Origin of the sequence: Halorubrum amylolyticum (genome assembly GCF_004114995.1) — an archaeon.
Taxonomy (GTDB): Archaea; Halobacteriota; Halobacteria; order Halobacteriales; family Haloferacaceae; genus Halorubrum; species Halorubrum amylolyticum.
Genome location: NZ_SDJP01000003.1, coordinates 213,571 through 223,108, shown reverse-complemented (window position 1 = coordinate 223,108; position 9,538 = coordinate 213,571). Strand labels below are relative to the sequence as shown.

Below are 9,538 nucleotides of genomic sequence, written 5' to 3'. Positions count from 1 at the left end.
GTTATTTATAAATGATCGAGTGGTGTTGCTGTCGGCTGTGTATCGGTGATCGACGGCTCTGCGGCGACGACCTCCAAAGCCCCAGCCGCGCTCGGCGAACCCCAGCGACGTAAGTACCGCAAGGAGCGAGCAACGCGAGCGACTGAGGAGCGCAGCGAGCTGTGGGAGCCGAGCGCGGCTGCCCCTTTGAGTCCCACCCGACCGCAACCGCACAGCGCCTCACGCCTCCCCAGCCTCGTCGCTGGTGCCGGCGGCGCCAGCGACTCCCTCGCACGCGCTTCTCGCGCCCAGTGGGCGCTCGAAGGCGCGCGCCACCGCACCGCCGGGTTCATTTATAAGCGATCGTCGCCCTCGCTCAAACGCGTTTGAATATCTCATCACCGCTGACGAACTGCAACACTCACTCCCGCTATCGACCGCCGCTCAGGGGAACAGCCCGCGGTACTCGTGGGCGCTCGCGGTGCGTTCGAGCGCGAGCGTGTACGCCGCGGTCCGGAGGTCCGGAAGCTCCTTCTGGTCGTACTGGTCGATCGTCTGGTCGAACGCCGTGCCGATGCGGCGCTCCAGCTCGGCGTTGACCGTCTCCAGCGGCCACGAGAACTCCTGTGCGTTCTGGACCCATTCGAGGTACGAGACGATGACCCCGCCGGCGTTCGCGAGGATGTCGGGGACGACCTGGATGTCCCGCTCCGTGAGCACCTCGTCGGCGGCGACCGTCGTCGGCCCGTTGGCCGCCTCGACGATCGCGGATGCCCGCAGGTCGTGGACGTTGTCCGCGGTGATCACGCCCTCGACCGCGGCGGGGATCAACACGTCGACGTCGAGCGTCAACAGCTCCTCGTTCGTGATCCGGTCGGGATCGTCCCACTGGTTTCCGCCGCCGGTGCGCCGGTCCTCGGGGGTCGCTCGGGGCTCGCCGGCCACGTACTCCTCGATCAGGCCGCCGGCGTCGACGTGGGCGCCGAGCGCCGCCACGTCGATCCCGTCGGGGTCGTAGGCGGCGCCGGTCACGTCGGAGGTGGCGACGATCCGCGCGCCCGCCTCGTCGAGGAGCCGGGCCGCGTTCGAGCCCACGTTGCCGAACCCCTGTATCGCGACGGTGGCGTCCGACAGGTCGCGGTCGAGGTACTCGAAGAGCCGCTCGGTGACGATGGAGACGCCGCGGCCGGTCGCGGCGACGCGGCCCGGCGTCCCGCCGATCTCCAGCGGCTTCCCGGTGACGACCTGCGGGACGGAGTGGCCCTCGTACATCGAGTAGGTGTCCATCATCCACGCCATCGTCTGCGGGTTCGTGTTCATGTCCGGCGCGGGCACGTCGGTCTCGGGGCCGATCATCCGGCGAATCCCCTCGGTGTACCGCCGAGTGAGGCTTTCCAGGTCGTTCTGCGTGAGGTCCTTCGGCTCGCAGATGACGCCGCCCTTCGCGCCGCCGTAGGGGAGGTCGACCAGCGCCGTCTTCCACGTCATCCACCCGGCGAGCGCCTCGACCTCGCGCTGGGTGACCGTCGGGTGGAACCTGACGCCGCCCTTAAACGGGCCGCGGGCGCTGTCGAACTGGCAGCGATACCCTTCGAACACCTCGACCTCGCCGGAGTCCAGCTCCACCGGGAGGGTAACCTTCAGCGTTCGCTCCGGGTGTTTGAGGCGTTCGAAGATGCCGTGGTCCACGTCGACGTACTCCTCCGCGCGGTCCATCTGTGCGAGCATGTTCTCGAACGGGTCGTCCGCCATGGTCGGCTCGACTCGGCCCCGGGTCATATCGGTTTCGGCAATTATCACCACTGTCTGAGAATAACACCCACGGACGCTGCCGGACCGACCGCCCGTCGGCTGCGCGGCGGTGAGGCATCGATCGCGGCCGAGGTCCGCCGGCTTTCGCCCGGACTTATACGTCGGCGCCGACAACGACGGCGCATGACACTCGGACGCGCGCCGGGGGTGCGCCGATGACGACGCAGACGCTTCACCCCCGCATTCAGGTCGTGTGGGTCCTCCGTGCGGTTCTCATCGCCGCGGTGTTGACGGCTCCGTTCGTCGGCGGGGTCTACCTCGACCGGCTCCCGGAGTGGGCGCCGATCGCCGTCGGCGCCGTCTTCCTCGTGCTGGGCGTGGGACACGCGCTCCTCAAGTACCGCCGCTGGAGCTACGAGATCCGAGAGGACGCGCTGTACCTCGACCGCGGCGTGATCACGCAGGTCCGGACGACGGTGCCGCTGGTGCGAATCCAGCACGTCGACTCCCGGCGCGGTCCCGTCGAGCGCGGGGTCGGGCTCGCCTCCTGCGTGGTGTACACGGCCGGCTCCCGCGGTGCGGACGTCCGAATTCCGGGACTGACGCGCGAGGGGGCGAGCGACCTCCGCGAGGAGCTGAAGCGGCTGGCCATCCGCGCGGACGGGGAGGACGCGGTGTGAAGCTCGCGCCCCAGTCGGTCCCGTACCGCGCGCTCCAGAAGGTGTCCGGGATCGTCGTGGTCCTCTTTTTCGTCGTGAACAACAACCCCGAGTGGGGGTTCGCGGTCGCGACCGCCGTCGCCGGCGCGGTCGTCCTCGCCGCGGTCGCGTACGATGTGGCGTACTACCGGCGGTTCGACTACGAGCTGACCGACGACACCCTCGACATCTCCTCCGGCGTGATATCGCGGCGCGAGCGGGAGATCCCCTACCGCCGGATCCAGAACGTCGACGTGAGCCGGAGCGTTATCCAGCGGGCGATCGGCGTCGCCGCGGTGAACTTAGAGACCGCCGGGGGCTCCAGCACCGAGGGGTCGATCCGCTACGTCGTCCCCGACGAGGCGACCCGGCTCCAGCGCGAGGTCCAGCGCCGAAAGTCTGCCGCGTCCAGTTCTGAGACGCCCGGAGAGGCCACGGACCGCTCCGGGAGCGAGCCGGGCGCCGGACCGGGTGCGGTCGGACCCACGGAGGAGGAGCTGTTCGCGATCTCGCCGGGCGAGCTCGCCCTGGTGGGGGCGCTGTCGTTCGACGGGCGGCTCATCGGGCTGTTGGCCTTCTTGAGCTCCGGGTCGGTTCCCGTGCTTTCCAGCTTCATTCCGGACGCGTCGGCGGTCGCGCTCACCGCGACCGCGATCGTCGGCGTCGGCGGGCTGTTCCTCGTGTCGTGGGTGCTCGGCGCGGGGATCGCCTTCTCGAACTACTACGGCTTCCGGCTCTCCCGCGCCGGCGACGAGCTACGGTACGAGCGTGGGCTGTTCCGCCGGTACAGCGGCTCGATCCCCACGGAGAAGGTGCAGGCGCTTCGGATCGCCGACAACCCGGCCAAGCGCGCGCTCGGCTACGCGAGCCTCTCGATCGAGACCGCCGGCTACGCCCCCGGCCAGGGCGGCGAGCGGGGGAGTCAGGCGGCCGTCCCGATCGCGGCGACCGACCGGGTGTACCGGCTGGCGCGCGAGGTCGAGTCGTTCGGCGACCCGAGCTTTCACCGCCCGCCCAAGCGGATCCGGTGGCGGTACGCGTTCCGGTACACGCTCGCCGTCGGCGCGCTGGTCGCGGTCGCGTTCGGGATCGACTGGTACCTCGGCGCCGGCGCCCCGTGGTACGCCCCGGCCGCGCTCCTGCTCGCCGTGCCGCCGGCCGCCCACCTGAAGTGGAAACACCGCGGCTACTGGCTCGGCGAGGACCACCTCCTCACCCGAAACGGGTTCTGGAGCCGCACCGTGACCGTCGTGCCGTACTACCGGATTCAGAACGTCATCGACACCCGGACCGTCTTCCAGCGCCGCTGGGACGTGGCGACGATCGTCGCCGACACCGCCGGCAGCAGCTCCATCGGCGGCGACGACGCCGCCGCCGTCGATTTCGCGACCGACGAGGCGGTCGACCTCCGCGAAACCCTCCGGGAGCGACTCCGGGTCGCGGTCGCGGAGCGCCGGGATCGACGGGACCGGCTCGACGGCGACGTGGAGGGGGCAGCCGAGGCTGGCGAACCGATCGGTGAGGCTGGCGAACCGACAAGTGAGACTGGCGAACCGACCGACGACGGCGATGAGCCGACCTCCGGCGCCGCCGACGAAGCACTCTCGGACGAGGACGACGACGATCGGTCGGAGGTCCCGGACGACGGCGTGATCCGTCCCGACTTCTCGGGCAGCGGTCGCGACTACTCCGAGCCGGCAGAACGGATCGACACCGGCGAGTACGCGGTGGATCGCAACCCTTCGGACCTCGGTGACGGGAGTGAGAGTGGAGACGAGGATGGAGACGGAGAGGGGGACGAAGAGAGAGACGCGGGCAATACCGAGAAATAGCGCGCCGCCCGCGTCGCTCGGGTCGCTTGCCCGTCCTATTCGTCGAGAAGCTGTTGGGCGATCGTGTTCCGGAGCACTTCGCTCGTCCCCTCGTAGATCTCCGACAGCTTTGCGTCGCGGTAGAACCGCTCCGCGGGGAAGTCCTTCGTGTAGCCGTAACCGCCGTGGATCTGAATCCCCTCGTTAGCGACCTCGCGGGAGATCTCGGAGGCGTACAGCTTCGCCTGTGCGGCCTCCTTGACGTAGTCCTCGCCGCGCATCTTCAGGTCGGCCGCCTCGTGCATCAACAGCTCCGCGGCCCGGACCTTCGTGTCCATGTCGGCGAGCTTGTGCTGGATCGCCTGGAAGTCGGCGATGGCGCGGTCGAACTGCTCGCGCTCCTGCGCGTACGCGGCCGCCTCGTCGAGGGCGGCGCGCGCGATCCCGACCGAGCGCGCCGCGATGGTGATCCGGCCGCCGTTCAGCGTCTTCAGCGCCTGCACGAACCCCTCTCCCTCCTCGCCGAGCCGGCGCTCCTCGGGTATCCACATGTCGTCGAACCGGAGCTCGGCGGTCGGACACCCCTTGTCGCCGAGTTTCTCCTCCGTTCCCTCCACGACGAACCCGTCATCCTCCTCGGGCCGGACGACGAACGAGGAGATCCCCTTCCGCCCCGCGTCGTGGTCGGTCTTCGCGAACAGGGTGACCGTGTCGGCGACGGAGCCGTTCGAGATCCAGAGCTTGCCGCCGTTGACGACGTAGCCGTCGCCGTCGTGCTCCGCGGCGAGGCCGTCCCCTTCCGAGGCGTCTTTGGTCTCGCGCGCCGCGGTGGTCGACATTGCCGGCACGTCCGACCCCGCCTCGGCCTCCGAGAGCGCGAAGGCGCCGATCTCCTCTCCGGTGTTGAGCGCGGTGAGGTACTTCTCTTTTTGCGCCTCGTTACCGAACTCGTACAACATGTTGCCCGCGAGCGACGTGTGGGCGGCGACGACCGTCCCGAGCCCGCCGGAGCCGCGAGCGATCTCCGCGAGCCCGATCGCGTAGCTGTGGTAGTCGAGCCCGGCGCCCTCGTACTCGACCGGGAACGGCATCCCCATCAGCCCGAGATCGGCCATCTCGTCGATCAGGTCGGCCGGGAACTCGTCGGTCTCGTCGATCTCGGCGGCGCGCGGAACGACCTCCTCGTCGACGAACTCCGCGACCGTGTCCCGGATCTGACGCTGCTCCCCGGAGAGGGTGAAGTCCATGATCGTGGGTGTCCGCACGGCAACTTAGCCGTTTCCACACGGTTCTACACGGGTCGGGGGTTGGGCGGAACGCGACCCGGCGAAAGGCGGACACCGCGAAGCCGCGATCGGCCGTGCGGGCACTCCCGACGTTCCACGAGGCTTTTTATGCGTTGTGCCGTAAGAGTCGGTAACCGAATGAGCGGACGAGCACACGGTCCCGTCGAGCCCGACCTCCAGTGGTGTCACGAGGCGGTGCAGGGCGTCTCCCGGACCTTCGCGCTAACGGTCGACGTGTTGGAGGAGCCGATGGCCTCGCACATCTGCGTGGGGTACCTCCTCTGTCGGGTCGCCGACACCGTCGAGGACGCCGGGCACATCCCTCCGGACGCCCAGAGCGACGCGTTGCGGACGTACCGGCGCGCGATCGACCCCGACGACGACACCGACATCGCGGCGTTCCGCGACGCGGTCGACGAGTGGCTCCCCGCGCCCGCCGACCGCAACGACGACTGGGAGGTCGTCGCCGAGGCGCCGACGATCGCGGCGACGTTCGACGAGTTCGAGCCCGAGGCCCGCGAGGCGATCGTCCCGCCGGTCCTGGAGATGGTCGACGGGATGGCGATGTTCGTCGACCGGCACGCCACCGAGGGCGGCCTCCGCATCGACGACCGCGACGAGCTAGAGCAGTACTGCTACTACGCCGCGGGGACGGTCGGGAACCTCATCACGAACCTGCTCACTCGGGGCGACGTGGCGGAGGACCGCGCGCGGCAGCTGCGCGACACCGCCGAGGAGTTCGGGCTCCTCCTCCAGCTCGTGAACGTCTCGAAGGACGTGTACGACGACTACACCGAGGAGAACAACGTCTACCTCCCCGCGGAGTGGCTCGCCGACGAGGGGGTCGATCAGGAGCGGGTCGTCCACCCCGAGAACCGCGAGTCGTCGGCCCGCGTCGTCGGCCGGACCGCCGAGTACGCCCGCTCGTTCCTCGACGACGCGCAGGCGTACCTGGAGACGATGCCGCTCTCGAACGGGAACACGATGGAGGCGTGGACCGTCCCGTACCTGCTCGCGGTCGGCACGCTCCGCGAACTCAGCTCCCGGCCCGAGGACGCGCTTACCGAGACCGGCGTGAAGATCTCCCGGCAGGAGGTGTTCGCGGTGATGTCCGTCGCCGGCGACGCCGGCCGCGACTCCCTCGCGGACCTCCGGCAGACGATCGCGCGGACCCCCTTCCACCGAGCCGTCGAGCCCGCGGACTGACCGCAGTTTCCTTTCCCGTTCCCGCGCTCTCCGTTTTCCTCACCCTTTCGCCCCTCACAGCCGCGAGCGCGCCCTCGCGACCGCCGGCACGCGCGCCCCGATCGTCTCGGCGAGCGCCTCAGCCGCGCTCAACAGCCACTCGGCGCGCTCGACGCGGGAGTCGAGGTCGCCCGGCCCGATCCGATGCGACTCCACCAGCTCCTCGACGGTCGCGCCGCCGATCCACTCGTCGAGGATGCGCGCCGTCTTCACCGACTCCAGCCACGCCTCGAACTCGTCCGCCTCGTCCATCGCGGTCGTCAGGGCGCCCGCGTTCGCCCGCGCGAACCGGTAGATCTCGGCGCGCTCCGCGTTGCCGAGGTAGGTGTCCTGCATGTCGGGCGTGTCGCAGATCACCTCGAAGACGGTGAGCGTCGTCGCGTTCGGCATCGCCGCCGCGGTCCGGAGCCCGGAGACGATCCGCTCCGCCGTCTCCGGCCTGACGTACTGCTTCGAGGCCGTCTCCCCGATCGGAGTTGCGATCAGCCGGTACGCCTCGACGCCCCCCTCGCCGGTCTCCCGGCGGACCAGTCCGGCCGCCACGAGGTCGTCGACAGCGACGGCGACGGCGTCGGCCAGCCCGCCGGCCCCCGCCTCCCGGGCGTAAAAGGTCCCCTCGAACACGTCGAGAATCTCCGCCTCGGTTTCGGCGAACCCGGTCGCGATCGCCGAGAGGACGTGGGTCCGCAGCGACGCCGGGTCGGCGAGCGTCGATTCGACCGCCTCCGGTTCGCCCTCCACGTACCGCTCGACGAGATCGGCCTCGGTGTCCGCGTCGCCGACGAGCACGGCCTCGCCGTGCGGGTCCAGCCCGGGCCGCCCGGCGCGCCCGCACATCTGGTGGACCTCCAGCGTGGGGAGCCACTCCATCGCGGACCCCGCGTACCGCTTCTGATCGCGGATTACGACCCGTCGCGCGGGGACATTGACGCCGGCGGCCAGCGTCGGCGTCGCGCAGATGCAGGCGAGATCGCGGTCGCGGAAGGCGTTCTCGACGATCGCCCGGTGGCCGGCGCGGAGCCCGGCGTGGTGGAACGCCACCCCGGACCGCAGGCAGTCGGCCAGCTGCCGGCCGGTGGCGGTGCCGTCCACGTCGGCGGCCTCGTCGCCCGCGGCCGCGGCGGCCGACTCGGTCCCCAGCCGCTCGGCGAGCCCGTCGGCCGCGAGCCGCTCGGCCAGCGCGACCGCCTCGGTCCGCGACCGGACGAAGGCGAGACACTGGCCGCCCCGGTCGACAGCGTCGGAGACGAGGACGGCGGTGATCTCGGTGTCGTCTGGGGAGTCGTCGCCGTCGCCGTCGCTGTTCTCGCGACTGCTCTCGTCGACGGCGCCGTCTCCGAACTCCACCGCCATCTCCGCCCCGTCGTCGAACGTCACGTCCCCGCCGACGGCGACCCCCGTGCGGAGGTCGACGGGACGCCACTCGGATTCCACGAGCGTCGCGTCCAGCCACTCCGCGATCGCCTCCGGGTTGTCGACGGTCGCCGACAGGGCGACGACCTGTAGCTCGGGGTTCCGTCGGCGGAGCGTCGCGAGGGTCACTTCGAGGGTCGGGCCGCGGCGCGCCGCGCCGAGGAGGTGGACCTCGTCGACGGCGACGCAGGCCAGCTCGTCGACCCACGACGCGCCGTTGCGGATCGCGGAGTCGACCTTCTCGCTCGTGGCGACCACCACGTCGTTGCCCGCGAGCGCCTCGCCCGAGGCGTCGAAGTCGCCGGTCGAGATGGCGGCCTCGACGCCGGGCAGCGCGGCGAACGCCTCGTACTTCTCGCGGGCGAGCGCGCGAAGCGGGCAGACGTACAGTCCGGGGCCGTCAGCGGTCAACAGCGCCAGTTCGGCGACGAACGTCTTCCCCGAGGCGGTCGGCACCGCGGCGACGACGTTCTCGCCCTCGCAGACGCCGGCGTCGACCGCGGCCGCCTGCGGCGGGTACAGCTCGCGGATCCCCCGGTCGGCGAAGTGATCGACGAATCGCTCTGACAGCGGGAGATCGCGAACGCGCATTCACTACCGAGTTCGGCCGGACCGTACTTAAAAAGTCGCGCGGCGCGGCGCCAGTTACCGCCGCCAGCGTCACCCGTCGCAGTCAACGTCACCCGTCGCAGTCAACGTCACCCGTCGCTGCCGGCGTCGAACTCCTGAAACAGCTTCTCGAAGTCGTCCTCGTCCTCGGTCACCGCCTCCAGCGACTGGTCGGCCCGCGATCGGAGCTCGTCGATCCGGTCGGTGAGCCGCTGGTACTCCCCGTTGTCCGCGAGTTCGGTGGCGCTCTTCTCGGTCTCCAGCATCGCCTTCTTGGAGGTCAGCGAGAACAGCTCCTGCATCTCGGTGTCGTACTCCCCGCGGCGAAGCAGCCCCTCGACGGTCTCGCGGAGGGTGTCGCTGGTGACCGGTTTCACGAGGTAGTCGTCGAAACCCATCTTCAGAATGTCGAAGTCGGGCTCGACCGCCGTCACCATCGCGACCCGGCAGTCGATGCCGCGCTCGCGGACCGCGGCGAGGACCTCGTCGCCTGAGAGCCCGGGCATCCGTCGGTCCAACAGGATCGCGCCGACCTCGTCGTCGGCTCCGTCGAGTTCGTCTAACGCCTCCTGGCCGCCGTACGCGGTCCGGACGCGATACTCGTCGCCGAGCCACGCGGCGTACAGGTCGGCCAAGTCTGGTTCGTCCTCAACCACGAGGACCAGCGGCGGTTGCTCACTCATGGATGACCGGAGCGACGACGTGTTCGCTCACACGTTTCGTCTCTGCGCGGACTATATTAAAA

At 70.1% G+C, this 9,538-nt stretch carries 7 protein-coding genes; 3 read left to right on the top strand and 4 right to left on the bottom strand.

What is annotated here, in order from left to right; all coding sequences use genetic code 11:
• Nucleotides 1-423 precede the first annotated feature (423 nt).
• Nucleotides 424-1,731, bottom strand: coding sequence for a Glu/Leu/Phe/Val family dehydrogenase (locus ESO89_RS05075; RefSeq protein WP_128904579.1), 1,308 nt, complete (start codon nucleotides 1,729-1,731; stop codon nucleotides 424-426).
• Nucleotides 1,732-1,946: 215 nt separating this feature from the next.
• Here ESO89_RS05075 and ESO89_RS05070 point away from each other — a divergent pair, with 215 nt between their 5' ends.
• A complete protein-coding gene (locus tag ESO89_RS05070) occupies nucleotides 1,947-2,411 on the top strand; it encodes a PH domain-containing protein (protein ID WP_128904578.1) in 465 nt (154 codons plus the stop codon).
• A complete protein-coding gene (locus ESO89_RS05065) occupies nucleotides 2,408-4,261 on the top strand; it encodes a PH domain-containing protein (protein WP_128904577.1) in 1,854 nt (617 codons plus the stop codon). Before ESO89_RS05070 ends, ESO89_RS05065 begins: the two co-directional genes overlap by 4 nt.
• A 35-nt stretch (nucleotides 4,262-4,296) precedes the next feature.
• Here the strand turns inward: ESO89_RS05065 and ESO89_RS05060 are convergent, their stop codons facing one another.
• Nucleotides 4,297-5,487 carry an acyl-CoA dehydrogenase family protein gene (locus ESO89_RS05060; RefSeq protein WP_128904576.1) on the bottom strand — a complete coding sequence of 397 codons (1,191 nt, stop codon included), beginning with the start codon at nucleotides 5,485-5,487 and terminating at the stop codon, nucleotides 4,297-4,299.
• A 177-nt stretch (nucleotides 5,488-5,664) separates the two neighbouring features.
• Here ESO89_RS05060 and ESO89_RS05055 point away from each other — a divergent pair, with 177 nt between their 5' ends.
• Nucleotides 5,665-6,732: a phytoene/squalene synthase family protein gene (locus ESO89_RS05055; RefSeq protein WP_128904575.1), complete on the top strand. Its 1,068-nt coding sequence runs from the start codon at nucleotides 5,665-5,667 to the stop codon at nucleotides 6,730-6,732.
• Between the two features lie 54 nt (nucleotides 6,733-6,786).
• Here ESO89_RS05055 and ESO89_RS05050 read toward each other — a convergent pair whose 3' ends face one another.
• Both ESO89_RS05050 and ESO89_RS05045 read right to left on the bottom strand, forming a co-directional pair.
• Nucleotides 6,787-8,775: a DEAD/DEAH box helicase gene (locus tag ESO89_RS05050; RefSeq protein WP_128904574.1), complete on the bottom strand. Its 1,989-nt coding sequence runs from the start codon at nucleotides 8,773-8,775 to the stop codon at nucleotides 6,787-6,789.
• Between the two features lie 107 nt (nucleotides 8,776-8,882).
• On the bottom strand, nucleotides 8,883-9,476 hold the full coding sequence (locus ESO89_RS05045; protein WP_128904573.1) for a HalX domain-containing protein: 594 nt from the start codon (nucleotides 9,474-9,476) through the stop codon (nucleotides 8,883-8,885).
• Between the last annotated feature and the right edge of the window lie 62 nt (nucleotides 9,477-9,538).

What these genes read in the sequence shown, in the direction of transcription:
- ESO89_RS05070 (WP_128904578.1), top strand. Translation starts at nt 1,947, where the DNA reads ATGACGACGCAGACGCTTCACCCCCGCATTCAGGTCGTGTGGGTCCTC.
- ESO89_RS05075 (WP_128904579.1), bottom strand. Translation starts at nt 1,731, where the DNA reads ATGGCGGACGACCCGTTCGAGAACATGCTCGCACAGATGGACCGCGCG.
- ESO89_RS05055 (WP_128904575.1), top strand. Translation starts at nt 5,665, where the DNA reads ATGAGCGGACGAGCACACGGTCCCGTCGAGCCCGACCTCCAGTGGTGT.
- ESO89_RS05050 (WP_128904574.1), bottom strand. Translation starts at nt 8,775, where the DNA reads ATGCGCGTTCGCGATCTCCCGCTGTCAGAGCGATTCGTCGATCACTTC.
- ESO89_RS05060 (WP_128904576.1), bottom strand. Translation starts at nt 5,487, where the DNA reads ATGGACTTCACCCTCTCCGGGGAGCAGCGTCAGATCCGGGACACGGTC.
- ESO89_RS05045 (WP_128904573.1), bottom strand. Translation starts at nt 9,476, where the DNA reads ATGAGTGAGCAACCGCCGCTGGTCCTCGTGGTTGAGGACGAACCAGAC.